We start from the raw sequence: 25,528 nt of genomic DNA on the forward strand, positions 1-25,528 counted from the left end.
GCGTGTCTTCACGAACGGACCTCCGGGTCAGAAGATACTCAGGACTTCGGGGCGACGGCGAACCGGCGCAGTTCCAGTGCCGGGTTCTTGGCGCGCACCTCGGAGAGACGCTCGGCCGAAAGTTCGGCGGCGGCGGTCCCTGTGCGTTCGCCGACCGACGCGAGCACGACGCCCATCGGGTCGACGATCATGCTGTGCCCCGACCCAGTCGGGGCCGCCTGTCCGGCCGCGACGAGATAGATCGTGTTCTCGATCGCCCGCGCCCGGACCAGTGTGGTCCAATGATCCTCCTTGAGCGGGCCGGGCATCCATTCGGCCGGCAGCAGCACCGCGTCCGCGCCCGCGTCGACCAGGCGGCGAGTGACCTCCGGGAACCGCAGGTCGTAACAGGTCTGGAGGCCGAAGACGATCCCGTCGACCTCGAACGTCTCCGGGGCTTCGATGTCACCGGGCCGGACCAGCTCCGACTCGCGGAAACCGAAGGCGTCGTACAGGTGCAGCTTGCGGTAGAGCGCGGCGATCGCCCCGTCGGGACCGGCCGCGACGAGGGTGTTGGAGATCCGCTCGCCGCCGGGGAGCGCCTCGTTGATGCCCGCGACGACGGTGAGCTGCCGTTCCTTGGCGAGTCCGCGCAGTTCGGTGACGAACGGGCCGTCGAGTTCTTCCGCCGAGGTCACGAATTCCCGGCTCATCGTGGGTACGGTGAACAGCGAGTACTCGGGCAGCACGACCACCCGTGCCCCGCGGTCGGCCGCTTCGCCGACGAGGGCGGCGACGCGGGCGAGGTTGGCCTGTTTGTCGTTGCCGGGCGCGAACTGCGCCACCGCGACGTGCACCATGGGACCCCTTCCAATAAGTGGAACTCTTGTATACATGATGGATACTTGACTGGTCCAGGTGTAGGCTCAGTCGCGGAAAGTAACGGCATAGAGGGGGAGCGAGATGACTGTGACCGCCGAAGGGGGCGGCCCGGCGCGCGAACGGGTCTACACGTGGCTGCGCGACGGAATCATCTCGGGTGAGCTGGAAGGCGGCCGCTTCCTCGACGAAATGTGGGTTTCCGGCGTCGTCGGCGTGTCGAGGACGCCGGTGCGGGAGGCGTTCCACCGCCTCGCCGCCGAACGGTTCATCAGTCTGTTGCCACGCAAGGGCGCCCAGGTACGCACGGTCACCTCCCGGGAGCTGGAAGAGGTCTACCAGAGCAGGCGGCTGATCGAAGGCCACGCCATCGCGACGCTGTGCGCGAACCGGGCCGGTGCTCCCGCCGAACTGTCGGAACTCATCGAAGGGATGGTGCGCTCGGGTGCCGAACGCGACTGGTTCGCCGTTTCGGGGTTCGACCGCCGGTTCCATCGCGCCATCGTGAACGCGGCGGGCAACACCGTCCTGACCGAGTTGTACGACACGCTCCGTTCCCGGCAGCAACGCGTCACGGTCCGCGCGCTGGAGGCACGGCCCGAGCGGCTGACGGTGATCAACGACGAACACCGGGAACTGGTCGCCGCCTTGAACGACCACGACGCGAAAGAGGCGTCACGGTTGCTGGAGCAGCATTTGCGCCCGGTGTCCGAAGTGATGTCGTTGCTGCCTCAGGAAGGCTGACCCGGCTGGTCGTGGGTCGAACAGTGGATCCCGCCGCCGCCCGAAGCGATGGTCGAGATCTTCACCGGCACGATCTCGCGGCCGGGGAACTGCTCGCGCAGGATCCGCTGTGCACGTTCGTCTGCCGTGGCGTCGCCGAACTTCGGCACGAAGACCGACTGGTTCGCGACGTAGAAGTTGGCGTACGAGATCACGCTGTCCTCGCCGTAGCCCTCGACCTTGTCCGGGTCCGGCTGGAGGAGGTCGATCACCTGGATGGCCTTGCCGCGGGCGTCGGTGGCTCCGGCGAGCACTTGCCTGGCCTGATCCGCCGCCCGTGACCACGAGTCGGGCGGGGTGCCGGGCGCGGCCTTGTCCAGCAGCACCACTCCGGGAGCGGTGAAGCGGGCAAGGCAGTCGACGTGGGCGTCGGTGATGTCCTCGCCGCGGACGCCGGCGAACCAGAGGACCTTCTGGACGCCGAGCACCTTCTTCAGTTCGGCTTCGATCTCCTGGCGGCTCTTGCCCTTGTTGCGGTTGTCGTTGACCAGCGAGCTTTCGGTGACCATCAGCGTTCCGGCGCCGTCGGTCTCGAACGAACCACCCTCGGCGGTGATCCAGGTTTCGGTGCGGGCCAGCCCGTACTTGCCGAGTACCGACCGCGCGACGGCGTTGTCCTTGTCGTGCGGCTTTTGCTTGCCACCCCAGCCGTTGAAGTTGAAGTCGACGCCCGCGACCCTGCCCGCCTCCTCGATGAACACCGGGACGGTGTCGCGGGCCCACAGGTCGTCGACCGGGATCGGGACGACCTCGACGGTGTCGCCGCACGCCCGCTGAGCCGCGTCGGCGTGCTCGGGCCTGGCGAGGAGCACCACCGGTTCGTAGCCGGCGATTGCCCGGGCCAGTCCGGCGATCTCTTCGCGGACGGCGGGCAGGTCCTCTTCCCAGATCGACGTCGAGGCGGGCCAGGACATATAGGTGCGCGCGTGGCTTTCCCATTCGGCGCCCAGCCTGCGTGCCCCGGCTACCGCGGGCTCCAATGAACCGGTCTCCGTCGCGGCCGGACTCCCCGAACACGCCGAGCTTCCGACGGAGGCGGCGCCGATCGCCGTCAGGGCACGCAGAACCGTGCGGCGGGGAAGGAACGAATGGAACACAGAGCACTCCTCGGCTGAGCTGGTGCCGACACGTTACCATCCTGACTGAAAATTCAGTCAGGATGCGACCGCTAGGGTGAACAGCTGTGTTCGAGCGTCAGCAGATGATCTTGGAAGCGGCCGTGCGGGTGATCGCGCGCAGCGGCGTGCGGGGCCTGCGGGTCGAGAAGATCGCGGCCGAGGCCGGGATCTCCACGTCGCTGATCTACTACCACTTCACCAACCGCGCCGGGCTGCTCCGGAAGACGCTGGAGTTCGTCAGCGATCGCGCCGCGGCGTACACCGAAGAGGCCGCGGCCGGGGCCAGCGAACCCCGCGCCGAGCTGGAACTCCTGCTGTTCGGGGAATTCCAGGACACCCAGGTGGTGCGGGAGAACAGCACCGCCTGGGGCGAACTACGTGCCAGCGCAGTCTTCACCCCCGAGCTGCGCGAACCGCTGGCGGAGTCGACCCGGACGTGGGTGAGCGAGGTCGCCGAGGTGATCCGGCGCGTCCACGGCGCCGGGGTCGAGGCCGAGGACGCCGCGGAACGGCTCACGAGCCTGGTCGAAGGACTCAGTGAGCGGTGGCTTTCTGGTTCGATGGACCTGGACAGGGCGCGGACGCTCCTGCGCGGCGCGATCACGCTGGAACTGGACAGGGTGGGGACCTGAATGGGACTCGAAAAGATCGTCGGCGTCATGCGGGACAACCTCACCGTCCGGCGCGTCTACGGCGAGCCTGTCGAGAAGGACGGTGTCGTGGTGATCCCGGCCGCGAGCGTCATCGGCGGCGGGGGCGGCGGGCACGGCACCGAACAGGGCAAGGAGGGCGAGGGCGGCGGCTTCATGCTCGCCGCGCGTCCGGTCGGCGCGTACGTGCTCAAGGGCGGCGACGTGCGCTGGGTACCGGCGGTGGACGTGACCTTCCTCGGGGCGGTGTTCGCCATCATGGTCGCGACGATCCACAAGGCCCGGCGTCGGAGGGGCTGACGCTCAGCACGGTGCCTGTGCGGTGATGCCGGTGAGGATGAGATCGACCCCGGTGAGGAACTGCTCCCGGTCGTCGTGCTCGCGTACCTGGCCGGCGATGGACTTCATGAACGGGAACTCGCCGGAATCGAGTTCTTCCCACGCGTTCGCCGCGGCGTGGAGGAACTCGGCGCGGTTCACCCCGCCGTCGAGGACACGGGCGTTCGCGGCGTTCTGGCCGGCGGCGCCGAAGATGTAGTGCGTCAGCGCCGAGGTCGCCGTGAACCAGGTGGTTTCCGGCACGCCCAGCGCGCTGACCCGGCGGCCGATGCTCTCGAAGATCCGCGGTGTGGCCGAGCCCCAAGGGCTGCGGGAAAGCTGAACGGCCAGTTGCGTGGAAAGCCACGGATGCCGGTCGATCGCCTCGAACAGGCCGAGCGCGATGGCGCGGATCTCGTCCCGGGGTGAGCCCGTGTCCTCGACGGTCAGCGCCCCGGCGATGACGGACGAGGTCGCGGCGGCGAGCAGTGCGCCCTTGTTCGGCACATGCCAGTAGATCGCCCCGGAGCCGGTGGCGAGGCGTTCGGTCAGCGTCTTGAAGGTCAGCCCGCTTTCGCCGTCCGCGTCGAGCAGCTCGATGGCGGCCTCGACGATGCGTTCGCGGGACAGTGCCTCCGCGCGGGTCCGTGATGCCATGCCGCCATCCTGGCAGGTTCGGGTTAGTTTCCTCGCATGGCGAAAAGCTCGGCGGTGGAGATCGAGGTCGGCGACCGGACGGTGCGCGTCTCGAACCCGGATCGTGTCTACTTCCCGGCGCGGGGTGAGACGAAGCTCGATCTCGTCCGGTACTACCTGGCGGTCGGCGACGGTATCGTGCGGGCGCTGCGGGAGCGGCCGTGCATGCTGCACCGGTTCCCATCCGGTGTCTCGGGGGAGAAGGTCCACCAGAAGCGCGTCCCGAACGGTGCCCCGGACTGGTTGCAGACCGTCCGCGTCGACTTCCCGTCCGGCAGGCACGCCTACGAACTGTGCGTCACGCATCCGGCGGACGTGATCTGGGCGGTGCAGATGTCGACCGTCGAGTTCCACCCCTGGAACTCCCGCCGCGCCGACACCGAACGCCCCGACGAGTGGCGGATCGATCTCGACCCGATGCCCGACTGCCCGTTCGCCACCGTGCGGAAGGTCGCCCACACTGTCCGCGAGATCCTCGACGAACTCGGCATCACCGGCTGGCCGAAGACGTCCGGCGGCCACGGCCTGCACGTCTACGTCCGGATCGAACCCCGGTGGGGTTTCCAGGAGGTACGCCGGGCGGCGCTCGCCTTCGCGCGCGAGGTCGAACGCCGGATGCCCGACGAGGTCACCACCACCTGGTGGCGCAAGGACCGCGATCCCTCGAAACTGTTCGTCGACTACAACCAGAACGCCCGTGATCACACCATCGCGAGCGCCTACTCGGTTCGCGGCGTTCCCGAAGCCGTCGTCTCGACCCCGATCACCTGGGACGAGATCGACGACGTCGAGCCGCGTGATCACACCATCGCCACCGTGCCCGCGCGCTTCGCCGAACTCGGCGACCTGCACGCGGGCATCGACGACACGGCGTACTCGCTCGACACCCTGCTCGACTGGGCGGACCGCGACGGCCTCGAAACCGAGGGTTAGCCCTATTCGCAACTAGAGGACTAATTGCGAACCGTCACTTGCCGATGTAGGCCTTCAGGTGCTCGCCGGTGAGCGTCGAAGCGGTCGCGACGAGGTCTGACGGCGTGCCCTCGAAGACGATCTTGCCGCCGTCGTGGCCGGCGCCGGGGCCGAGGTCGATGATCCAGTCGGCGTGCGCCATGACGGCTTGGTGGTGCTCGATCACGATCACGGACTTGCCGGCGTCGACGAGCCGGTCCAGCAGGCCGAGCAGGTTTTCGACGTCGGCGAGGTGCAGACCGGTGGTCGGCTCGTCGAGGACGTAGACGCCGCCCTTGTCGCCCATGTGCGTCGCGAGCTTCAGCCGCTGCCGTTCACCGCCGGAAAGTGTGGTGAGCGGCTGGCCGAGGCTGAGGTAGCCGAGCCCGACGTCCTTGAGCCTGCCGAGGATCGCGGCCGCCGCGGGGATGCGTCCCTCGCCTTCGGAGAAGAACACCTCGGCCTCGGACACCGGCATCGCGAGGGCCTCGCTGATGTTCTTGCCGCCGAAGGTGTACTCCAGCACCGAAGCCTGGAACCGCCTGCCCTCGCACTCCTCGCAGGTGGTCGCGGTCCCCGCCATGATGCCGAGGTCGGTGTAGATGACACCCGCGCCGTTGCAGTTCGGGCAGGCACCCTCGGAGTTGGCGCTGAACAGTGCCGGCTTCACGCCGTTGGCCTTGGCGAACGCCTTGCGGATCGGTTCGAGCAGGCCGGTGTAGGTGGCCGGGTTGCTCCGCCGCGAGCCTCGGATGGGGGTCTGATCGACCGAAACCACGCCCTCGGCGGCGGGGATCGATCCGTGGATCAGCGAACTCTTGCCGGAACCCGCGACACCGGTGACGACACAGAGGACGCCGAGCGGGACGTCGACATCGACCTTCCGGAGGTTGTGCCGGTCCGCGCCGCGGATCTCCAGTTTGCCGGTGGGCTTGCGGACGCTGTCCTTGAGCGACGCCCGGTCGTCGAGGTGCCTGCCGGTGCTGGTGTCGCTGGCGCGCAGACCTTCGACGGTGCCCTCGAAGCAGATCGTCCCGCCCTCCGTGCCCGCGCCGGGGCCGAGGTCGACGACGTGGTCGGCGATGGCGATCGCCTCCGGCTTGTGCTCGACGACCAGCACCGTGTTGCCCTTGTCGCGCAGCTGCTGGAGCAGGTTGTTCATCCGCTGGATGTCGTGCGGGTGCAGGCCGATGGTGGGCTCGTCGAAGACGTACGTGACGTCGGTGAGCGAAGAGCCGAGGTGCCGGATCATCTTCGTCCGCTGCGCCTCACCACCCGAGAGCGTGCCGGACGGCCGGTCGAGCGAGAGGTAGCCGAGACCGATGTCCACGAAGGAGTCGAGCGTGTGCTGGAGCTTCTCCAGCAGCGGCGCCACCGACGGCTCCTTGAGCCCGCGGACCCAGTCGGCGAGGTCGCTGATCTGCATCGAGCACGCGTCGGCGATGTTGATCCGCTTGATCTTCGAAGACCGCGCGAGCTCGCTGAGCCGGGTGCCGTCGCATTCGGGGCAGGTGGTGAAGGTGACCGCCCGGTCCACGAACGCGCGGATATGCGGCTGCATCGCCTCGCGGTCCTTGGACAGGAACGACTTCTGGATCGTGGGGATCAGCCCCGAGTAGGTCAGGTTGATGCCGTCGATCTTGAGCTTGACCGGCTCCTTGTAGAGCAGGTCGTCCATCTGCCGCTTGGTGTACTTCTTGATCGGCTTGTCCGGGTCGAAGAAGCCACAGCCGCGGAGGATGCGGCCGAACCAGCCCTCCATGGAGAACCCGGGGACCGACAGCGCGCCCTCGTTGAGGGACTTCGTGTCGTCGTACAGGGCGGTGAGGTCGATGTCGTTGACCTTGCCCCGGCCTTCGCAGCGGGCGCACATCCCGCCGGTGATGCTGAACTCGCGGCGTTCCTTCGTGGTCCGCCCGCCCTTGTCGACGGTGACGGCGCCCGCGCCGGAGATCGAGGCGACGTTGAAGGAGAAGGCCTGCGGCGAGCCGATGTGCGGCTTCCCGATCCGGCTGAAGAGGATGCGCAGCATCGCGCTGGCGTCGGTGGCGGTGCCGACGGTGGACCGCGGGTCGGCGCCCATCCGCTGCTGGTCGACGATGATCGCGGTGGTCAGGCCGTCGAGCACGTCGACCTCGGGCCGCGCCAGCGTCGGCATGAAGCCCTGCACGAAGGTGCTGTAGGTCTCGTTGATCAGCCGCTGCGACTCGGCCGCGATCGTGTCGAAGACCAGGGAGCTCTTGCCCGAGCCGGAGACGCCGGTGAACACCGTCAGCCGTCGCTTCGGCAGCTCGACGGCCACGTCCTTGAGGTTGTTCTCGCGGGCGCCCAGCACGCGGATCAGGTCGTGGCTGTCGGCGGGGTGTTCCTCGGGCGGCTGCGGCCTGGTGGTCTTGCGCATCGTTTCTCCATCCTGATGTGGGCCGCGTGTACGGTCCGTCAGCCACTCCGGGCTCGATCTAACCAGTTTCGAACCGTTCGCCCTCTTCGAACGTGCGGTGATCACGCTAGGTGAGCCGCGCCCGCCGGCGCTTCTCGATTCCTGACCCGCTTCACATGCTCCAGCCCTCGCTCTTGGTCGCCTTCAGGTAGTCCTCGACCGGCGGGCCGACCGGCCTGCCCTCGAACTGGGTCGACAGCACCACCGACGACCTGATCTCGCCGTGTTTGCCCAGCCGTTCGAAGAGGCCCTCGAGATGTTCGAGCGACACGGCCCGCACCTTCAGCATCGTGCAGCGGTCGCCGCTGAGCCGGTGCAGCTCGACGACCTCGGGGTAGTCCTCCGACTTGCTGGTGCGCAGCAGGCAGCTGCCCAGAGAGCACCGCATTTCGACGAACGCCTGAAGGTCGTACCCGGCGCGGCGCGCGTCGACCTGTGCGCGGTAGCCGGTGATGACACCCGCCTCCTCCAGCCGCCGGACCCGTTCGGCGACCGCCGGGGCGGAGAGGTTGACGCGGCGGCCCAGTTCCTTGAACGAGAGCCGTCCGTCGCCCTGGAGTGTCTCGACGAGCCGCCAGTCGAGGTCGTCCAGCGGTCTTTCCGATCGTAAGGTCATCGCGCCCGGATTCCTTTCATGATGTGCCTCGCACCCCCACGAGGCCTTCGCAAGACTATTCGCCGGGACGTCCGGAATCCCTAGATTTGAATCATGAAACCGATGATCGCGCTCTTCACGGGCGTCGCCAGTGTCAGTACCGCTGTCGTCGGCCTGTCCACCACGGCGGCGCTGATCGTGGTCGAGCACGCCGGTGCCGCGTGGAGCGGACTGCCGAACGCCGTGCTGGTACTCGGCTCCGCCGCAGGCTCGCTGTCGGCGGGGGTGCTGGCCGCGCGGCTCGGCAGGCGGCTCGTGCTGGTGCTGATGTACGGCGCCGCGGTGGCGGGCGCGCTGATCTCGTTCGCGGGCGTGCTCGGCGGGTCCGTGCTCGCGCTGGTGGCGGGGATGCCCTTGATCGGTTTCGGCAACAGCGGGGCACAGCTCTCGCGGTACACGGCGGCCGACCTGGCACCCGAGCACCGCAAAGGATTCGCACTGTCCACAATGGTCTGGGCGGGCACCGTGGGCGCGATCGCGGGCCCCGCCCTCATCGCGCCCGCCGCGGCGCGGGCGGAAGCCGCCGAGCTGCCCGCGCTGTCCGGTCCGATCGCGGCGGGGGCGATCGTCGTCGCCATCGCGGTGGTCGCTGTCGCCACCCTTCCGCGCGGCCTCGCCGCCCCGGCGGAGGGAGTGCCGAGGCGGGAACGGATGTCCGTGCGGAACCCGCTGATCCTGGGGCCGCTCGTGGCGATGGTCGGCGCGCAGCTGGCCATGGTCGCGGTGATGACGATGACCCCGGTCCAGCTGCACCAGCACGGTCAGGGACTCGACGTCGTCGGCTGGGTACTGAGCGCGCATCTGATCGGGATGTTCGCGCTGGCACCGTTGTCCGGCTGGATCGCCGACCGCTGGGGCGGCCGCGCGGCGATCTTCGGCGGGATCGGCACGCTCACCGTCGCCGCCGTCACCACGATCGGCGCGCCCGATTCGCATCAAGTGGGAATCCCGGTCGCGATGTTCCTGCTGGGCTACGGCTGGAATCTGGTGTTCGTCGGCGGCAGCAGCATGCTCAGCCGTGACCTCCCGGCGGAGCAACGAGGGAGGGCGCAGGGCACGGTCGACGCCTTCGTATGGGGGACCTCCGCGGCGGCGAGCCTGCTCGCCGGGCAGTTGTTCGGCCTGGGTGGATACGTTCTGGTCGCCATCGCGGGCGGCCTGTGCGCCCTCGTCCCGCTCGCGGTGATCGGCCGCCGGATCGGCGTGGCGGCCCCCGGTGAAAAAGCCGGGCTCCGCTGATCTGCGAAACCCCGGCGATGCCGTCATAATGCTTCACTTCGACCAAGGACGAGCCCGTGATGACACAGATCACGTCGGTCACCGAATCGGAGGGTCCTAGGGTGAAAGCAGACAAGGTGCGGGAGATCGGGGGTGCACGATGAGCGAGTTCGCGGTGAATCTGCGGGACCGGGTACGGCAAGCGAGGGAAGACGTCCGGATCGCCAGGCGGGACTCGGACGAGGATCGCGCCTCGGCCGTCGGCGCCGATCTGGCCAACCTGGAGCGACTGGCCGCCGAACACGGGGTGGAGCTGCCTGAGCAGACCTCGGGCGACGCCCGGGCGTGACCCGGGTTCCGCGCCGGTGATCGGCCTTTGACACCCTGGGGCGCGTGACCGAAAGCCTGAACCGGATCCGCGCCTTCCTGGCGGATCGCGAGCCGCCGACACCGTGCCTGGTCGTGGACACCGACCTGGTCGCGGAGCGTGCGGCCGCGGTCTCGGCGGCGTTCCCGGACGCGCTGATCCGGTACGCGGTCAAGGCGAATCCCGCTCCCGGGGTGCTCGACGCGGTGCTGTCGGCGGGGGCGGGATTCGATGTCGCTAGCACGGGCGAGATCGAACTGTGCCTGTCGCGTGGCGCGCGAGCGGCGGAGCTGGCCTACGGCAACACGATCAAGAAGCCGGCGGACATCGCGTTCGCGTATGCGCGCGGAGTCCGTGAATTCACTACGGATTCCGCCGGGGATCTGGCGAATCTGGCCGAGCACGCGCCCGGTTCGCTGGTCTCCGTCCGGTTGCTGACCGGCGGCCCGGACTCGGTCACGCCGTTCGGCCACAAGTTCGGCTGTGCACCGGCGGTGGCCGCCACCCTGCTCCGCCAGGCCGCGGATGCCGGGCTGCGGCCGGGAATCGCGTTCCACGTCGGCTCACAGCAACCGGACCCGGCGGCGTGGGAGATCGGGATCGCGACCGCGGCCAAGGTCGCCGCCGAAGCCGGTGTCGGCTTGGCGCGGCTCAACATCGGCGGCGGGTTCGCCACCGAGCACCGGGAAGCCGTGCCCTCCCTGGCCGCCTATGCGGCGGTGATCCACGCCGCCCTCGAACGGCACCTGCCGGGACCCGGCCCGGAGCTGATGCTCGAGCCGGGCCGTGTGATCGTCGCCGACGCCGGGCTCATCCGGACGGAAGTCGTCCTGGTGACCACCCGTGCCGCCGCCGACGAACGCCGCTGGGTCTATCTCGACGTCGGCAGGTACAACGGAATGGCGGAGTGCGAGAACGAGGCCGTCGCGTATCGGCTCGAGCCCGTCGGCGTTAAGGGTCCGGAAGGACCGGTGGTCCTCGCGGGGCCGACCTGCGATGGTGACGACGTGCTCTACCAGCGGACGCCGTGCGCGTTGCCGATGTCGTTGACAGCGGGCGACCGGCTGGACATTCCGGGCACCGGTGCCTACACCGCCAGCTATTCGTCCATCGCTTTCAACGGAATCGAACCGTTGCGTACCTATTGTGTGGGGAGGTTCGCCGATGACGGCTGAAGAACCACTCGTAGGCCGGTTCGCCGGCCGTCACGTACTCGCGGAGTTCGAGGGGATCGAGCCGTCGCTGCTCGACGACGCCGAATTCCTGAAGAAGACCCTCGCGAACGCGGTGACCGAGGCGGGGGCGACGGTCTGCGAGGTCGTGTCGCATTCCTTCGCCCCGCAAGGTGTCACCGTGCTCGCGCTGCTGGCCGAATCGCACGCGTCCGTGCACACCTATCCGGAGATCGGCTCGGTGTTCGTGGACGTGTTCACCTGCGGGGACCGGGCGGATCCGGAGCGCGCGGTCGAACTGCTGGCGAAGTTGCTGGGCGCCGGCACCGTCCGGATGTCCACTGTGGAACGAGGAGAAGGCTGATGACGCGACGAGTGATCGTCGAGCCGATGGGCGCGGGGCTCACCAGGAACTGGGACGTCGAGGAGGTCCTGTTCGAGGGCCGCACCGCGTACCAGAACGTGCTCATCGGACGGACGGCGCAGGGGATCTCCCTGTTCTGCGACGACGAACGGCAGAGCACCGAGCTGAGCCAGCTCGTTTACCACGAGGCGCTGATGATCCCCTCGCTGCTGCTCGCCGAACGCGTCGAGCGGGTGCTGATCATCGGCTCCAGTGAAGGGGTCGCGTCCGAACTCGCGGTCGCCGCGGGGGCCGAGGTGGTCGACCACGTCGACATCGACGCTGAAGCGGTGCAAGCCTGCGCCGAACACCTTCCGTACGGCTACACGCTCGACGATCTGGCCCGTGCCGAGCGCGGGGAAGGAAAGGTCCGCGTCCACTATCGCGATGGCTGGGAGTTCCTCGCCGAAGCGCGGGAGCGCGGGGACTCCTACGACGTAATCGTGATTGACCTGCCGGACGAGAACGACGATCCGGAGGCGCAGCACAACCGTTTGTACGGCAACGATTTCCTGGCCCGGTGCGCGGCACTGCTCACCGCGGGGGGAGTGGTCGGCTGTCAGGGTGGCTGCCCGACACTGTGGCGCAACCAGACCCTGATCTCGTCGTGGCACCGGTTCACCGAATCGTTCGGAACCGCTCTCTACTACGGTTCGGACGAGCACGAATGGGCTTTCCTGAGCGGCCGGATCGATGTACTCGACGATCCGGGCACCTTCGTCGCGGAGAAGATCGGCAAGGCGGGATTCGGGGAGTCCACTATGGACGAGGACGCGCTGCGGGCGAACACCGTGCCGCCGATTTCCCTACGGCGGTGATAATCCTCCATCTGGACGTTGCCGGGTGTCGCGGGGGCGGGCCAGAATCGCATGGGTGAATATCTGGCGCGCGGCGATCACGACCGGGCTGAACAGGGAATCCGCGGTCTGTGCGGCGTTCGCGAGTCTGACCGCGAGTGTCACGGAGGATCTCGGGCCGGATCGGGTCGTGGACACGCTGTCCAGCGAATGCGTACGGCTGCTGCCGATCGATTCCCTGGAGGTCTTTCTGCCGGGACCGAACCTCGAGCGATATCCGACGGCGGCCGAGGAAGGTCCCGCGCTCGAGTCGTTCGAAACCGGGAGCGAGGTCGTCGTCGACGATCTTCCCGCCGAAGCGGCCCGCTGGCCAGGCTACGCCGCCAGGATGGCAGGACTGGGCTATGTCGCGGTTTCCGCGCTTCCGTTGCGCGCGATGGAGGAAACCATCGGTGCGATCACGTTCCTGAGTGCCGAAACCACTGTTTTGAGCGGCGAAGACCGAAGGCTGGGGCAGGCGCTGGCCGACGTCGCGGCCCATTGCCTCGTCCAGAATCGGGACTTGCGCCACTACCGGACGCTTTCGGGGCAGTTGCAGACCGCGCTCGACAGCCGGATCATCATCGAACAGGCGAAAGGCGTGCTCGCCGAGCGGGCCGGAGTCGGTGTCAGCACGGCCTTTCAGCGCCTGCGAGCCTTCGCGCGCAGCTCGAACCGGAAGTTGGCGGACGTCGCGCACGGCGTCGTCGACGGCTCGCTGGACAGCGAGAAACTCCTTCGGCCGCGTATCCACTGACGATCGCCGTTAGGGCCGTTGGTCACCTGAACCGGGGACTTGTCCCGGTGAACGCGCGACCGTGCGGCCCTAGGGCGCGACCGCGTAATCGGCAAGGCTTCACGCAGAAGAAGGGATGCGTGAGGTCATGGCGCTGCTGGGAAGCCTGTTGGGGAGGAACCGCTCGGTACGCCCGAGTCTGCTTCCGTTGCTGGAGTTGAGGTCGGCGGCTTTGACGCTGCGGTCCGGTTACGGGCTCGCGCCGACCGGAGCGGGGACGGTCTGCTTCGTCGCCGTCGGCCGTCCGGGAGAGGGGACGGAGGCGGAGATCATCGCCGGTATCGCCGGGGACTCCGTCCGCCGCAACGTGGTCACCCACGACTCGCACGGGCGGACGATCGTGCGCTGCTGGCGGGAGAACGGGGATCTGGGCTGGCTGCTCGACGACCTCGTCGACGTCAACGACCGGCTGGCGCAGGCGGGCTTCGCGTCTTGGCTGCTGCACACGACGGTCGACTTCGCCGAGTCGCGGGACATGCGTCATCCGAGGCTGACCATGGTCTACCGCCGGGACCGTGGCACCTTCTACCCCTATGTCCCGCGCGGGACCCGCGGCCGGGACCGGGCGACGGAACTGAAGATCCGCTCGTCGCTGACGCGGATTGTGCCGATGGAAGCCGACATCGGCCGGTGGCGCCCGGTGTGACAGGCGAAGGCCCGGTCAGCCGGGCGCGCCGCTGAGCCAGCCGCGCAGCCGCTGGACGCGCCGGTCCCGCGAGTTCCATCGCGGGAAGTGGTACCGGCGCCGGGGCCGCGCGGCGCCGTTCGTGGCGCGATCCTCGCCGTCGAGCCGCCGGATAGCGGTCAAGACGTCGTCGAGCAGAGAGGCGTGCGTCTCGGGTTTCGCCGCGACTCTCGGCAACCTCTCGAGTTCGGCGGAGACCAGAGTCCGGAAGGAGCCGGCGTGTGTGCCGGGACGGCGGCGGGTCTCGCAGATCCTCGTGGTCACGTCCCGGTCACCTTTCCCGTGCGACGGTCCGGCGGTTCGCCACCTTCGACGATGAGCTATCGCGGGCCGTCCCGGTCACCGCCGAAGGTAGTGCCATCGAGGGCACAAAGACCCCACTAAGTCGCCGGACGGGTACGCCGTGTCACGGGTTGGCGTCGAAGCGGCGTGACGGCCGGAGACGGTGGGATAATGCCCCGACCGGCACGAGGGTGAATACGTCCGTGGGCAGGATTGACTTCCGGGATTCTGCCGGACAATGGGTCCCGGCGAGACCACGATCGACGGAGAAGGTGCATGCCGAACCCGACGTCCCCGCAGCCCATGCCCCCGGCCGCGACCCCGATCCGAGTGCTGCTCGTCGAAGACCACAAGATGGTGGCCGAGGCGCTCGGCGCGGCCTTCGAAGAATTCCCGGAGATCCGTCTGGTGGCGTCGGTGGAATCCCTCACGCACGGGATGATCGCGGCGGAAGAGCACCTGCCCGACATCGTCCTGCTCGACCGGCGGCTGCCGGACGGCGACGGGATCGAGGCGATCGCGAGATTCCGCGCGATCTCGCCGTCGATCCGCGTGCTCGTGCTGACCGGCGACGCGAACAGCGCCATCGCCGCCAGGATCCTCGAAGTCGGGGGAGCGGGGCTGCTGCTGAAATCGGGTCTCCTCGACGAGCTGGTCACGGCGATCCGCACGGTCGCGGCGGGTGACGTGATCATCGACCCGGAACTGCTCAGCGGCGCGCTGGCCATGCTGTCCGGGAGCGCCGGTGCGCTCGGGCCGATGCTGACCCTGCGGGAGCGGCAGGTGCTCGGCTTGATCGCCGAGGGTGCGGGAACGGACCGGATCGCCGACGAGTTGCGGCTCGCGCGGAACACCGTCCGGAATCACGTGCAGCGGATACTGGTGAAGACCGGAACCCATTCCAAACTCGAAGCCGTGGCGCACGCGCGCAAGAATGGCCTCCTCGAACGGCCGTAGCGCCGGGACGTATCCGAGTGCCAAGCTGCACTATGGCCAAGCTGCCATCGGAACAGGCGCCCGATCATCGCAGTGCTGTGCTCTTCGAGTTGTTCGTGCACAGCGTCGTCGACTACGCCATTTACATGTTGGACGTCGACGGCAGAGTGATCAGCTGGAATCCGGGAGCGGAACGGATCAAGGGGTATTCCGAGGAGGAGATCCTCGGCCGTCATTTCTCCGTTTTCTACACCGAGCACGACGTCGCCGACGGGAAACCCACCGCGGAACTGCTGACCGCCGCGGAGGTCGGGAGCCACGAGGACGAGGGCTGGCGGGTCCGGAATGGCGGTGAACGGTTCTGGGCCAACACCGTGCTCACCGCCTTGCGGGACGATCAGGGCGGGCTCGTCGGTTTCGGCAAGGTCACCCGTGATCTCACCGAGCGCAGGAAAACACAGGAAGAAAGAAGCGGGCACCGGCAGGCGTTCGCACATTTGGTCCGGGCACAGGAAACCGAACGTCGCCGTATCGCGTGGGATGTTCACGACGATTCCATTCAGTCCATGATCGCGGTGAGCATGCGTTTGCAGATGCTCGCCGCCCAGCGGCGTGATTCCGCGTTGATGCAACTCGACGAAGCGATCCAAGGGGCGATCCGGCGGCTGCGGATCCTGGTCGCTCAATTACGCCCACCCGCGCTGAACGACGAAGATCTGATCGCGTCCGTGCGCGACTACCTCGACGAGGTCGTCGGTGGTTGGGGGCTGGAGTGCACGCTGCGGCACGATTTCGCCGCCAAACCACCACCCGAGCTCGTCGTCACCGTCTTCCGGATCCTCCAGGAGGCGTTGGTGAACGTGCGGAAGCACGCGAACGCCACCGCCGTCGTGGTCTCCCTGAGGGGCCAGGACGGCGGGCTGCTGGCGAAGGTCGCCGACAACGGCGACGGGATGAAGACGCGCGGCGAGGCTTCTCACGAGGCGTCGCCGGGCGAGCACGTCGGAATGGCATCGATGCGTGAGCGCGCGGAAGCCGCTCAGGGATGGTTCCAGGTGTCCAGCGGGCCGGGTGAAGGCACGACGGTGGTCTTCTGGATTCCGCTCGCCGCTCCCGGGACTTCGTGGAGATAGGAGGCGCTTCGATGCCTGAACCGGGAAACCTCCAGCGGCTGCTGGAGGGGCTGAAAGCCGTTCGTGACGGTGATTTCAGCACGCGGCTGCCCCAGGTGGACGACGTCCTGATGGACGAGATGGCGGTCGTCTTCAACGGCATGGTCGACCAGCTGGCGCTGTTCACCTCCGAGGTCACCCGGGTCGCGCGTGAGGTGGGGACCGACGGCAAACTCGGCGGCCAGGCGGCGGTCCCCTCGGTTTCGGGGACCTGGAAGGACCTCACCGATTCGGTGAACGCGATGGCGGGCAACCTCACCGGCCAGGTCCGCGACATCGCCGAGGTCGCGACCGCGGTGGCGAAGGGTGATCTGTCCCAGAAGATCACCGTCGACGTCAAAGGCGAGATGCTGGAGCTGAAGAACACGATCAACACGATGGTTGATCAGTTGTCGTCGTTCGCGGACGAGGTCACGCGGGTGGCGCGTGAGGTGGGCAGCGAAGGACGACTGGGCGGGCAGGCGGAAGTACCCGGGGTGGCGGGGACTTGGCGGGACCTGACGACGTCGGTGAACTTCATGGCGGGCAACCTCACCGATCAGGTGCGTTCCATCGCCGAAGTCACCACCGCGGTGGCGAAAGGTGACTTGTCTCAGAAGATCACTGTGGACGCTCGGGGCGAGATTCTTGAGTTGAAGAACACGATCAATACGATGGTGGATCAGCTTTCGTCGTTCGCGGACGAGGTCACGCGAGTCGCGCGTGAGGTCGGGACCGAGGGCGCGCTCGGCGGGCAGGCCCAGGTTCCCGGGGTGGCCGGGACCTGGCGGGACCTGACGACGTCGGTGAACTTCATGGCGGGCAACCTCACGGCGCAGGTGCGGTCGATCGCCCAGGTCGCCACCGCGGTAGCGAAGGGCGATTTGTCTCAGAAGATCACTGTGGACGCGCGCGGCGAGATCCTGGAACTCAAGAACACGATCAACACGATGGTGGATCAGCTCTCGTCCTTCGCGGACGAGGTCACGCGGGTGGCGCGTGAGGTGGGCACCGAGGGTCGGTTGGGTGGTCAGGCGGACGTCAAGGGTGTGTCGGGGACGTGGAAGGGTCTGACGGAGTCGGTGAACGTCATGGCCGACAACTTGACCGACCAGGTCCGTTCCATCGCCGAAGTCACCACCGCGGTGGCGAAGGGCGACCTGTCGCAGAAGATCCGCGTCGACGCGCGCGGCGAGATCCTGGAACTCAAGGACACCATCAACACGATGGTCGGCCAGTTGTCGTCGTTCGCCGATGAGGTCACGCGTGTGGCGCGTGAGGTGGGCACTGAGGGTCGGTTGGGTGGTCAGGCGGACGTCAAGGGTGTGTCGGGGACGTGGAAGGGCTTGACCGAGTCGGTGAACGTCATGGCCGACAACTTGACCGACCAGGTCCGCTCCATCGCCCAGGTCGCGACCGCGGTCGCCCGCGGGGATCTGTCCCAGAAGATCACCGTCGAGGCGAAGGGCGAGGTCGCCGCCCTCGCGCAGACGATCAACACGATGGTCGACACGCTGTCGGCCTTCGCGGACGAGGTCACCCGGGTGGCGCGCGAGGTCGGGACCGAGGGCATCCTCGGCGGGCAGGCCAGGGTGCCGAACGTCGCCGGCACCTGGAAGGACCTCACCGACAACGTCAACTCGATGGCGAACAACCTCACCGGGCAGGTCCGCAACATCGCACAGGTGACCACCGCGGTGGCGCAGGGCGACCTGTCCCGCAAGATCGACGTCGACGCGCGTGGCGAGATCCTGGAACTCAAGACCACCATCAACACGATGGTCGACCAGCTGTCCGCGTTCGCCGCGGAGGTCACCCGCGTCGCGCGCGAGGTCGGCAGTGAGGGACGGCTCGGTGGGCAGGCGGAGGTCGAAGGCGTTTCGGGCACCTGGAAACGGCTGACGGAGAACGTCAACGAACTGGCCGGGAACCTCACCCGGCAGGTCCGGGCGATCGCCGAGGTCACCAGCGCGGTGGCCACCGGCGACCTCACCCGGTCGATCTCCGTCGAGGCACAGGGCGAGGTCGCGGAACTGAAGGACAACATCAACGCGATGGTCCAGTCGCTGCGCGAGACGACGCGGGCGAACGAGGAGCAGGACTGGCTCAACACCAACCTGGCGCGGATCTCGGGTCTGATGCAGGGCCACCGGGACCTGCGGATGGTGGCCACGCTCATCATGAACGAGCTGACCCCGCTGGTCGGCGCGCAGCACGGGACGTTCTTCCTCACCGAGTCCGGCGAGAACGGCACGCGGCTGCGGCTGATCACCAGCTACGGGCACAGCGAGGACCCGGAAGCGCCCTCGGGGTTCGCGATGGGGCAGTCACTGATCGGGCAGGCCGCGCACACCAAGAAACCGATCGTGGTCGACCGGACGCCGCCGGGCTTCGTGAAGATCTCGTCGAGCCTCGGTTCGGCCCCGCCGGTCTCCCTGATCGTGCTGCCGATCGTCTTCGAGGACCAGGTGCTCGGCGTCATCGAACTGGCGTCGTTCGGCGAATTCACCGCCGTCCGCAAGGATTTCCTCGAACAGCTGATGGAGACCATCGGGGTCAACGTCAACACGATCATCGCCAACGCGCGGACCGACTCCCTGCTGGAGGAATCCCAGCGGCTGGCCGAGGAACTACAGGCGCGTTCGGAAGAACTCCAAGCGCAGCAGGCGAAACTCCAGGTGTCCAACGCGGAACTGGAGGAGAAGGCCGAACTGCTCGCGCAGCAGAACCGCGACATCGAGGTGAAGAACTTCGAAATCGAGCAGGCCCGCCAGGAGATCGAGGAACGCGCGCAGCAGCTGGCGCTGGCGTCGAAGTACAAGTCCGAGTTCCTGGCCAACATGTCGCACGAACTCCGGACCCCGTTGACCAGCCTGCTGATCCTCGCCGGGGTGCTGTCGCAGAACTCGACCCAGAACCTGACGCCCAAACAGGTCGAGTTCGCCAAGGTGATCCAGTCCGCGGGCACCGACCTGCTGCAACTGATCAACGACATCCTCGACCTGTCGAAGGTCGAGGCGGGCAAGATGGACATCCATCACGAGCCGTTCCCGCTGCGCCAGCTGCTGGACTACGTCGGCACGACGTTCCGCCCGCTGACCGCGGAGAAGGGGCTCGACTTCCAGGTCACGGTGGAGCCCAACGTACCGGAACTGTTGTTCACCGACGAGCAGCGGCTGCGGCAAGTACTGCGGAACCTGCTGTCGAACGCGGTCAAGTTCACCGAAGACGGCAGTGTCGAGCTGCGGGTGAAACTGGTCGACACCATCGTTTCGCCGTCCTCGATCGGGCACGAGTCGCTGGTGGCGTTCAGTGTGATCGACACCGGGATCGGGATCGCCGAGGAGAACCTCGATTCGATCTTCGGCGCTTTCCAGCAGGCCGACGGAACCACCAGTCGCAAGTACGGCGGCACCGGGCTCGGCCTGTCGATCAGCCGCGAGGTCGCCTACCTGCTCGGTGGTGAGATCCGGGCGGACAGCGTGCTGGGGACGGGCAGTACGTTCACCCTCTACCTGCCGGTGGCCCGGTTCACCGCGTTCGCGAGCCCGGACGAGTCCACTGTGGACAACACCGGGGCGGAGCAGCGGGTCCTGGTCGTGGAGAGCGAGCAGAACAGTCTGCTGACCCTGCTCGCCCGCGGTGTCGCGGCCGATATCGCGGACAGTCACGGCTCGGTCCAGGTGCGGGCGGTGGCCAGTCCGGCCGAGGCGTTCGAGGAACTGAAGCGCGACAGCTACCGCTGCGTCGTGCTCGACACCAGTATCCCCGGAACGAGCGCGCTGTCGTTCCTCAAACGCCTCGTCGAAGGCCCGGACCCCGTCGAGGTCCCGGTGCTCGCGCACGCGAGCCGCAAGCTCAGCGCCGCGCAGGACCGGTTGCTGCAAGGGCACGCGCGGGTGCATCCCGTCGAACTGCTGCCGTCGCTGGACATGCTGCGGGAACGGATCATGCTGCACATCTCGGCCAGCGAACTCGAAGGCATCCTGCCGTTGATGCACCAACCCGAAGGGCCTCCGGTGATCCCGGAGGAGACGGCGAAGGTCGCCGATCCGCCTGCCGCACCACGGCGCCTGGAAGGGCGCAAGGTCCTCCTGGTCGACGACGACGCCCGCAACGTGTTCGCGATCTCCGGGATGCTCGAACTGCACGGGCTGTCGGTCGTGCACGCGCCCAACGGCCGCAAGGGTATCGAGGAACTGCTGTCCGACGACGGTATCGACCTGATCCTGATGGACGTGATGATGCCGGAGATGGACGGCCACGCGACGACGGCGGCGATCCGCGAGATGCCGAAGTTCGCTGGCCTGCCGATCATCACGGTGACCGCGAAGGCGATGGAAGGGGACCGCGAGAAGAGCCTCGCCGCCGGGGCGAGCGACTACGTCACCAAACCCGTGGACGCGGCGGAACTGCTGGCCTGTATGGAACGCTGGCTCACGGACTGACGCCGTGCTACTCGGTCCCGTTGGCGCTGTTCGGGCAGAGGCGGCGGATGGCCGCGACGATCTCGGTGTTGGGACTGCCTTTGACGAGGTACTCGGTGACACCGGCGGACGCCATCTGGGCGATGGACTGGGTATCGCTGTGCGCGGAGAAGGCCATCAGCCGCGTCCGCGGCACCCGACGCCGGATCTCCCTCGCCATCCACGCGCCGCCCCCGCCGGGAATCCGGACGTCCAGGACGGCGACCTCCGGGGACAGCAGTTCGGCGAGCGCGACCGCTTCGCCCGCGTTCATCGCGACGGCGACCACCTCGATGTCCGGTTCGGCTTCCAGGAGGGCGCGCAGGGCGTCGCCGATGACCGGGTTGTCGTCCGCGACGAGCACCCGAAGTCTGGAGTGCGGCGTTCGGTTCATGACCCAGTCCGTGCCCGCGGTCTCTGCGGCGCCGGTGGTGGTCGCGGGCCCTCCGCCGAACTTGACGTGACTCAGCAAGAGACTCGTCGCTCGCCCTCGCTCGGCTGTTCGACCAGAGTCCGGGCGACGTCGTGGATCTTCATGTTGTTGTTGCGGCAGAACGAGCGGAGCAGTTCGAACGCCGAGTCGATGTCGATCTGGTAACGCTCGGCGAGAACGCCCTTCGCCTGCTCGATGGGCAGCCGGTGGTCCAGCGCGTATTGGAGTTGTTCGGCGCGGGCGCGGTAGAACCGGAGGCGGTCGCGCATGGCCACGAGGTCGTCTGCCGGGTCTGGGGCGCCGGACGAGGGTGTCGGCGAAAGCGTGGTCTCGGACATGGGGTGATCGTCGCAGCGCGCGCGGATGCCGGAAAGGAGAGAACGTCCTGAGTCGAATGATGCAAATGAACCTGGTCCGGTTGGCGGCAGCCACTCGAACGGGTGCCGAACAGGGTCCTTTGGCCGGTCGCAGTGACCGGCCGTGCGCCGTACGCTCTGACCGGAGGAGGGGAAACCGTGGAGGTCGGAATGCTCCGGGTGTTTCTGGTCGACGACCACGAGGTGGTCCGTCGAGGAGTCGCGGACATGCTGGAGGAGGACCCGGCGATAGGCGTCGTCGGTCAAGCGGCCACCTTTTCCCAGGCGTTGGCTAGGGTCCCCGCGCTGCGGCCGGACGTCGCGGTGCTCGACGTGCGGCTCCCGGACGGAAACGGCGTCGAACTCGCGCGGGAACTGCGGTCCAAGATCCCCGAGCTGAAATGCCTCATGCTCACCTCCTACACCGACGAGCAGGCGATGCTGGACGCGATCATGGCCGGTGCCAGCGGGTACGTCATCAAGGACATCCGGGGGATGGACCTGGTGGCAGCGGTCAAGGAGGTCGGCCTCGGCCGGTCACTGCTGGACGCCCGTGCCGCCGCGACCCTGATGGCGAAGTTCCGCGACGACGCGGCGAAGAAGGGCCCGCTCGCCGGGCTTTCCGAGCAGGAGCGCACGCTGCTGGAACTGATCGGCGAAGGGCTGACCAACCGGCAGATCGCCGAACGGATGTTCCTCGCCGAGAAGACGGTCAAGAACTACGTGTCGCGATTGCTGACGAAACTCGGGATGCAGCGGCGTACCCAGGCGGCCGTGCTGGCCACCGAACTACGGCGGCCCTGAGCGCTCAAGCCGAAACCAGCTTTTCGAGCAGGACGTCTTCCAGCGCACGGCGTGGTGTCCACGGCAGCGGCGAACCGTAGCCGAACCGGAGCAGAACCTGCGGCCAGACACCGCAGCCGAGAAGACGGCGGAGTTCCGCGCGTGCCGAAGGGACCAGGATCGGCGGCGAGATGAACGACGCGTGAAGTCCGGCCGCGGTCGCGGTGAGCAGAACCCGTTGCAGCGCTTGGCCCGCCTGTAGCCGGTCGAGCCGGCCGTCGGTCAGCGACGCGATCAGCACCACCAGCGGATTCGGCCGCGTTCCCGCGCCGGCGGCGCCGAATTCGTCGAGGAGCCAGCTTTCATCGGCGGGCGAACCCGCTGTCGCGTAGGACGGCACCCCCTCGCGAGTGCCGGCGCGCAATTCGGTCCAGCGGCCCAGTTCCGCGAGGAAAGCGGGATCGGCGAGCTGATCGAGATGCGCCCGGTCGGTGATGTCGCGGAGCAGACCGCACTGTTCGGTGTCGAGGCTCGACATCCACGTGTGTTCGAGTTCGGCGGCGTGGCGCAGAAGGGGAAGTATGGACCGCGGGACGGCGGTGGGTTGGAACGGCCGCCGGTTGGTACGGCGGCGGGGGATCGCGCGGGCCAGCCCGACCACTCTCGGATCGGGGGTGCGTTCGGCGAGCGGGCGGACGATGGCCAGGAGATCGGGATCGGCGCGGCTCGGCATCAATGTCGTCGCCGGATGGAAGCCCAGTGCGTGAATCGCCGTCCGGAGGGTGAAGAGCGCGGCGCCGCACGAGAGGACGAGTTCGCGCCGGTCCGGATCCGTGACCGGTAGGATACGGCGCGGATCGGCGTGGAGTTCGATCCCGGTGCCGGTGCACCGGAACAGCCATGGCTGGGTGTTGTGCGTCGACGGGGCCAGCGTGGCCGACCGGAGCACGGAATTCACCTGATCGGAGTTCAAACGCCCGACCCTGGTGACTTGTAAGGCCATGGTTCCCCCCGCTGCCGCGCCACGGGCGATACTGGCGTCTCGGTGAGACGGTCCCCGTCCGCGGTGCGGGGCCGAAAGAGGACAAAGTCACCACGGCCGCGAGTCGTCCCGATCTTCGGAGGCGGAGCACGATGTCGGCACAGCAGCTGCGGGTCCGTGAAGTGCTGCGCGATCTCCAAGACCGCATCGAACGGCTCATCGGCACCCGCGACAAGATGGACGGCCTGCTCGAAGCGGTGCTCGCCGTCGCGTCGGGACTCGAGCTGGACACCACGCTGCGCCGGATCGTGCAGGCGGCGATCGATCTCGCGGAAGCCACCTACGGCGCGGTCGGGGTGATCGCGGACGACGGCTCGCTCGCCGAATTCGTCTACCTCGGGATCGACGGCGAGACCAGGCAGCAGATCGGTCATCTGCCGAAAGGCCACGGGCTCCTGGGTTTCGTCATCGACGAGGCGAAACCGGTGCGGCTGGCCGACATCTCGCGGCATCCCGCGTCGGTCGGCTTCCCGCCGCGCCATCCGCCGATGCGGTCGTTCCTCGGCGTGCCGATCCGGGTCCGCGACGAGGTGTTCGGGAACCTCTACCTCACCGAGAAACGCGGCGGCGGCTTCACCGACGACGACGAGGTGGTCGTCCAGGCGCTCGCCGCCGCGGCCGGGATCGCGATCGAGAACGCCCACCTCTACGAACAGGCCCGGCTCCGCCAGCAGTGGCAGGCGGCCACCAGCGAGGTGACCACGGAACTGCTCGGCGGCACCGACCCGGTCGACGCGCTCAACCTGATCGCCAGCCGGGCGCTGGAACTGACCGGCTCCGACCTCACTTTGCTGGCGCTGCCCGGTCCTGGCAGGCTCGACGTCGGCCGGGCCGGTGAGGAAGAGGTCGGCGATCTGACCATCGCCGTCTGCGCCGGCGCGCGGGCGGGGGAGCTGACCGGGGCGCGGATCAGCGTCGCCGCTTCGTTGCCAGGGGCGGTCTACCGTGACCGGACTCCGCGCAGCGTGCCGGAACTCGTCCTGGGCGACGACGGGGAATTTCGTTTCGGCCCGACACTCGTGGTGCCGCTCCGGGCACGGGAACGCACGTCCGGGGTGCTGATGGCGGTGCGGAATCCGGGCTCGGTCCCGTTCGAGCTCACCCAGCTGCCGGTGGTGGCCTCGTTCGCGGACCAGGCCGCGCTCGCGCTCCAGCTCGCCACGCAGCAGCGCACGGCGAGGGAGATCGACGTGCTCGCCGACCGGGACCGGATCGCCAGGGATCTGCACGACCACGTGATCCAGCGGTTGTTCGCGGTCGGCCTCGCCATGCAGAGCACGCACCGCCGGGCACGCTCGCCGGAACTGCAACGGCGGATCGGCGACAGCATCGACCAGATGCACGAGATCGTGCACGAGATCCGCACGGCGATCTTCGATCTCCACGGCGGCGAGGCAGGCCAGCAAGGGGTGCGGCTGCGGCACCGCCTCTACGACTCGATAGCCGAACTCACCGACGACACCGCGATCCATCCGACGGTCAGCCTGTCCGGACCGCTCGATTCGATTCCCGTCCCGTTCGCCGGACACGCCGAGGCGGTGGTGCGGGAGACGGTCGGCAACGTCGTCCGGCACGCGCGGGCGAGCGGGGTTTCGGTGAGCGTCGCGGTGAAGGACGACGTCCTGCGGATCGTGGTCACGGACGACGGCGCCGGGATGGACGGTGAGCCGGGCGGCTTCGGCGGGCTTCGGAATCTGCGTGATCGCGCGGAACGGGCGGGCGGGACGTTCCGGGTGGAGACCCGTGAAGGAGGCGGCACCCTCGCCGAGTGGTCCGCCCCCTTGCGTTGACCGCTTTCGGGGCGAAAGTCCCCGGGATTCGTGACCGGCGGCCGCCAGGGTGCTCCGGCTCGCCGACCCGGACGCCAGGGAGGCGCGGCTCTCGTGTGGAGCGGCGGTGTTCGACCTGATCGTTCCCCGCGGTCGAACGGGAAGACACTCTCCCTGCGGATACTCCCGTCAGCCGAGGAGCCCGATGAACCGGATCTTCGGCCCTCCGGTGCCGATGACGGCGCGCCGCCCGATCGAGGAGGTGCTGCTCCGGCGGTCCGGGGCGATGCTCTGACCGGGTCATCTCGTTGACATCAGGGTTTCCGATCGCCGCCACGTGCCGGTCATCCTGGACGGATTCAGT

General features: G+C 68.1%; 25 protein-coding genes. 16 read left to right on the forward strand and 9 right to left on the reverse strand.

What is annotated here, in order from left to right:
* Positions 1-38: 38 nt before the first annotated feature.
* Positions 39-839 (reverse strand): carbon-nitrogen hydrolase family protein, encoded by an 801-nt coding sequence (locus ACLARN_RS20015; RefSeq protein WP_409492945.1) that lies wholly within the window; start codon positions 837-839, stop codon positions 39-41.
* A gap of 103 nt (positions 840-942) precedes the next feature.
* On the opposite strand from ACLARN_RS20015, the gene ACLARN_RS20020 reads away from it, so the two are divergent.
* A complete protein-coding gene (locus tag ACLARN_RS20020) occupies positions 943-1,602 on the forward strand; it encodes a GntR family transcriptional regulator (protein WP_409492946.1) in 660 nt (219 codons plus the stop codon).
* On the opposite strand, the gene ACLARN_RS20025 is transcribed toward ACLARN_RS20020, so the two are convergent.
* Entirely contained in the window at positions 1,590-2,738 is a 1,149-nt protein-coding gene (locus tag ACLARN_RS20025) for an agmatine/peptidylarginine deiminase (RefSeq protein ID WP_409492947.1), read from the reverse strand. The genes ACLARN_RS20020 and ACLARN_RS20025 overlap by 13 nt on opposite strands.
* A gap of 104 nt (positions 2,739-2,842) precedes the next feature.
* Here ACLARN_RS20025 and ACLARN_RS20030 point away from each other — a divergent pair, with 104 nt between their 5' ends.
* Entirely contained in the window at positions 2,843-3,391 is a 549-nt protein-coding gene (locus ACLARN_RS20030; protein WP_409492948.1) for a TetR/AcrR family transcriptional regulator, read from the forward strand.
* Positions 3,392-3,709: a sporulation protein gene (locus ACLARN_RS20035; protein WP_409492949.1), complete on the forward strand. Its 318-nt coding sequence runs from the start codon at positions 3,392-3,394 to the stop codon at positions 3,707-3,709.
* Positions 3,710-3,712: 3 nt separating this feature from the next.
* Here ACLARN_RS20035 and ACLARN_RS20040 read toward each other — a convergent pair whose 3' ends face one another.
* Positions 3,713-4,384: a TetR/AcrR family transcriptional regulator gene (locus ACLARN_RS20040; protein WP_409492950.1), complete on the reverse strand. Its 672-nt coding sequence runs from the start codon at positions 4,382-4,384 to the stop codon at positions 3,713-3,715.
* 36 nt (positions 4,385-4,420) lie between these two features.
* On the opposite strand from ACLARN_RS20040, the gene ligD reads away from it, so the two are divergent.
* Positions 4,421-5,356 (forward strand): non-homologous end-joining DNA ligase, encoded by a 936-nt coding sequence (gene ligD, locus ACLARN_RS20045; protein WP_409492951.1) that lies wholly within the window; start codon positions 4,421-4,423, stop codon positions 5,354-5,356.
* A 34-nt stretch (positions 5,357-5,390) separates the two neighbouring features.
* Here the strand turns inward: ligD and ACLARN_RS20050 are convergent, their stop codons facing one another.
* Together ACLARN_RS20050 and ACLARN_RS20055 are read right to left on the reverse strand one after the other, a co-directional pair.
* Positions 5,391-7,775, reverse strand: a complete 2,385-nt coding sequence (locus ACLARN_RS20050) for an ATP-binding cassette domain-containing protein (protein WP_409492952.1) — start codon at positions 7,773-7,775, stop codon at positions 5,391-5,393.
* A gap of 151 nt (positions 7,776-7,926) precedes the next feature.
* A complete protein-coding gene (locus tag ACLARN_RS20055; protein WP_076161627.1) occupies positions 7,927-8,430 on the reverse strand; it encodes an Lrp/AsnC family transcriptional regulator in 504 nt (167 codons plus the stop codon).
* 93 nt (positions 8,431-8,523) lie between these two features.
* Here ACLARN_RS20055 and ACLARN_RS20060 point away from each other — a divergent pair, with 93 nt between their 5' ends.
* The 7 genes from ACLARN_RS20060 to pspAB all read left to right on the forward strand — a co-directional run bounded on the left by ACLARN_RS20060 (position 8,524) and on the right by pspAB (position 13,907).
* Entirely contained in the window at positions 8,524-9,708 is a 1,185-nt protein-coding gene (locus ACLARN_RS20060; protein WP_409492953.1) for an MFS transporter, read from the forward strand.
* Between the two features lie 139 nt (positions 9,709-9,847).
* Positions 9,848-10,036, forward strand: coding sequence for a hypothetical protein (locus ACLARN_RS20065; RefSeq protein ID WP_409492954.1), 189 nt, complete (start codon positions 9,848-9,850; stop codon positions 10,034-10,036).
* A gap of 44 nt (positions 10,037-10,080) precedes the next feature.
* Positions 10,081-11,229 (forward strand): type III PLP-dependent enzyme, encoded by a 1,149-nt coding sequence (locus tag ACLARN_RS20070; protein WP_409492955.1) that lies wholly within the window; start codon positions 10,081-10,083, stop codon positions 11,227-11,229.
* Complete coding sequence (gene speD / locus ACLARN_RS20075; protein WP_409492956.1) at positions 11,219-11,590, forward strand: adenosylmethionine decarboxylase; 372 nt, start codon at positions 11,219-11,221, stop codon at positions 11,588-11,590. The genes ACLARN_RS20070 and speD overlap by 11 nt, the downstream gene beginning before the upstream one ends.
* Positions 11,590-12,447, forward strand: coding sequence for a spermidine synthase (locus ACLARN_RS20080; protein WP_409492957.1), 858 nt, complete (start codon positions 11,590-11,592; stop codon positions 12,445-12,447). The genes speD and ACLARN_RS20080 overlap by 1 nt, the downstream gene beginning before the upstream one ends.
* Positions 12,448-12,502: 55 nt before the next feature.
* Complete coding sequence (locus tag ACLARN_RS20085) at positions 12,503-13,222, forward strand: GAF and ANTAR domain-containing protein (RefSeq protein WP_409492958.1); 720 nt, start codon at positions 12,503-12,505, stop codon at positions 13,220-13,222.
* 115 nt (positions 13,223-13,337) lie between these two features.
* Positions 13,338-13,907: a PspA-associated protein PspAB gene (gene pspAB / locus ACLARN_RS20090; RefSeq protein WP_409492959.1), complete on the forward strand. Its 570-nt coding sequence runs from the start codon at positions 13,338-13,340 to the stop codon at positions 13,905-13,907.
* 15 nt (positions 13,908-13,922) lie between these two features.
* On the opposite strand, the gene ACLARN_RS20095 is transcribed toward pspAB, so the two are convergent.
* Positions 13,923-14,210 (reverse strand): hypothetical protein, encoded by a 288-nt coding sequence (locus ACLARN_RS20095; protein ID WP_409492960.1) that lies wholly within the window; start codon positions 14,208-14,210, stop codon positions 13,923-13,925.
* A gap of 294 nt (positions 14,211-14,504) precedes the next feature.
* Between ACLARN_RS20095 and ACLARN_RS20100 the strand changes: the two genes are divergently transcribed.
* From ACLARN_RS20100 to ACLARN_RS20110, 3 genes are read left to right on the forward strand one after another with little or no spacing between them, the layout of a single operon-like run.
* Positions 14,505-15,185 (forward strand): response regulator, encoded by a 681-nt coding sequence (locus tag ACLARN_RS20100; protein WP_409492961.1) that lies wholly within the window; start codon positions 14,505-14,507, stop codon positions 15,183-15,185.
* Between the two features lie 32 nt (positions 15,186-15,217).
* Positions 15,218-16,297, forward strand: a complete 1,080-nt coding sequence (locus ACLARN_RS20105; RefSeq protein ID WP_409492962.1) for a PAS domain S-box protein — start codon at positions 15,218-15,220, stop codon at positions 16,295-16,297.
* 11 nt (positions 16,298-16,308) lie between these two features.
* On the forward strand, positions 16,309-20,763 hold the full coding sequence (locus ACLARN_RS20110) for a HAMP domain-containing protein (RefSeq protein ID WP_409492963.1): 4,455 nt from the start codon (positions 16,309-16,311) through the stop codon (positions 20,761-20,763).
* A 7-nt stretch (positions 20,764-20,770) separates the two neighbouring features.
* Here the strand turns inward: ACLARN_RS20110 and ACLARN_RS20115 are convergent, their stop codons facing one another.
* Both ACLARN_RS20115 and ACLARN_RS20120 read right to left on the reverse strand, forming a co-directional pair.
* Entirely contained in the window at positions 20,771-21,175 is a 405-nt protein-coding gene (locus ACLARN_RS20115; protein WP_409492964.1) for a response regulator transcription factor, read from the reverse strand.
* A gap of 71 nt (positions 21,176-21,246) precedes the next feature.
* Positions 21,247-21,552: an ANTAR domain-containing protein gene (locus ACLARN_RS20120; protein WP_409492965.1), complete on the reverse strand. Its 306-nt coding sequence runs from the start codon at positions 21,550-21,552 to the stop codon at positions 21,247-21,249.
* A 189-nt stretch (positions 21,553-21,741) separates the two neighbouring features.
* On the opposite strand from ACLARN_RS20120, the gene ACLARN_RS20125 reads away from it, so the two are divergent.
* Complete coding sequence (locus ACLARN_RS20125; protein ID WP_409492966.1) at positions 21,742-22,374, forward strand: response regulator; 633 nt, start codon at positions 21,742-21,744, stop codon at positions 22,372-22,374.
* Positions 22,375-22,378: 4 nt separating this feature from the next.
* Here ACLARN_RS20125 and ACLARN_RS20130 read toward each other — a convergent pair whose 3' ends face one another.
* On the reverse strand, positions 22,379-23,356 hold the full coding sequence (locus tag ACLARN_RS20130; protein WP_409492967.1) for an Acg family FMN-binding oxidoreductase: 978 nt from the start codon (positions 23,354-23,356) through the stop codon (positions 22,379-22,381).
* 131 nt (positions 23,357-23,487) lie between these two features.
* Between ACLARN_RS20130 and ACLARN_RS20135 the strand changes: the two genes are divergently transcribed.
* The gene (locus ACLARN_RS20135; protein ID WP_409492968.1) at positions 23,488-25,185 is read left to right on the forward strand and encodes a GAF domain-containing protein; all 1,698 of its coding nucleotides are present in this window, start codon (positions 23,488-23,490) and stop codon (positions 25,183-25,185) included.
* The last annotated feature ends 343 nt before the right edge of the window (positions 25,186-25,528 follow it).

The organism is Amycolatopsis sp. cmx-11-12, assembly GCF_046269425.1.
GTDB lineage: Bacteria > Actinomycetota > Actinomycetes > Mycobacteriales > Pseudonocardiaceae > Amycolatopsis.

Bases quoted from the DNA above. Each gene is read 5' to 3' on its own strand.
- ACLARN_RS20015 (WP_409492945.1), bottom strand. From the start codon at position 839: ATGGTGCACGTCGCGGTGGCGCAGTTCGCGCCCGGCAACGACAAACAG.
- ACLARN_RS20020 (WP_409492946.1), top strand. From the start codon at position 943: ATGACTGTGACCGCCGAAGGGGGCGGCCCGGCGCGCGAACGGGTCTAC.
- ACLARN_RS20030 (WP_409492948.1), top strand. From the start codon at position 2,843: ATGATCTTGGAAGCGGCCGTGCGGGTGATCGCGCGCAGCGGCGTGCGG.
- ACLARN_RS20035 (WP_409492949.1), top strand. From the start codon at position 3,392: ATGGGACTCGAAAAGATCGTCGGCGTCATGCGGGACAACCTCACCGTC.
- ACLARN_RS20040 (WP_409492950.1), bottom strand. From the start codon at position 4,384: ATGGCATCACGGACCCGCGCGGAGGCACTGTCCCGCGAACGCATCGTC.
- ligD (WP_409492951.1), top strand. From the start codon at position 4,421: ATGGCGAAAAGCTCGGCGGTGGAGATCGAGGTCGGCGACCGGACGGTG.
- ACLARN_RS20050 (WP_409492952.1), bottom strand. From the start codon at position 7,775: ATGCGCAAGACCACCAGGCCGCAGCCGCCCGAGGAACACCCCGCCGAC.
- ACLARN_RS20055 (WP_076161627.1), bottom strand. From the start codon at position 8,430: ATGACCTTACGATCGGAAAGACCGCTGGACGACCTCGACTGGCGGCTC.
- ACLARN_RS20060 (WP_409492953.1), top strand. From the start codon at position 8,524: ATGAAACCGATGATCGCGCTCTTCACGGGCGTCGCCAGTGTCAGTACC.
- ACLARN_RS20065 (WP_409492954.1), top strand. From the start codon at position 9,848: ATGAGCGAGTTCGCGGTGAATCTGCGGGACCGGGTACGGCAAGCGAGG.
- speD (WP_409492956.1), top strand. From the start codon at position 11,219: ATGACGGCTGAAGAACCACTCGTAGGCCGGTTCGCCGGCCGTCACGTA.
- ACLARN_RS20080 (WP_409492957.1), top strand. From the start codon at position 11,590: ATGACGCGACGAGTGATCGTCGAGCCGATGGGCGCGGGGCTCACCAGG.
- pspAB (WP_409492959.1), top strand. From the start codon at position 13,338: ATGCGTGAGGTCATGGCGCTGCTGGGAAGCCTGTTGGGGAGGAACCGC.
- ACLARN_RS20100 (WP_409492961.1), top strand. From the start codon at position 14,505: ATGCCGAACCCGACGTCCCCGCAGCCCATGCCCCCGGCCGCGACCCCG.
- ACLARN_RS20105 (WP_409492962.1), top strand. From the start codon at position 15,218: ATGGCCAAGCTGCCATCGGAACAGGCGCCCGATCATCGCAGTGCTGTG.
- ACLARN_RS20110 (WP_409492963.1), top strand. From the start codon at position 16,309: ATGCCTGAACCGGGAAACCTCCAGCGGCTGCTGGAGGGGCTGAAAGCC.
- ACLARN_RS20115 (WP_409492964.1), bottom strand. From the start codon at position 21,175: ATGAACCGAACGCCGCACTCCAGACTTCGGGTGCTCGTCGCGGACGAC.
- ACLARN_RS20120 (WP_409492965.1), bottom strand. From the start codon at position 21,552: ATGTCCGAGACCACGCTTTCGCCGACACCCTCGTCCGGCGCCCCAGAC.
- ACLARN_RS20125 (WP_409492966.1), top strand. From the start codon at position 21,742: ATGCTCCGGGTGTTTCTGGTCGACGACCACGAGGTGGTCCGTCGAGGA.
- ACLARN_RS20130 (WP_409492967.1), bottom strand. From the start codon at position 23,356: ATGGCCTTACAAGTCACCAGGGTCGGGCGTTTGAACTCCGATCAGGTG.
- ACLARN_RS20135 (WP_409492968.1), top strand. From the start codon at position 23,488: ATGTCGGCACAGCAGCTGCGGGTCCGTGAAGTGCTGCGCGATCTCCAA.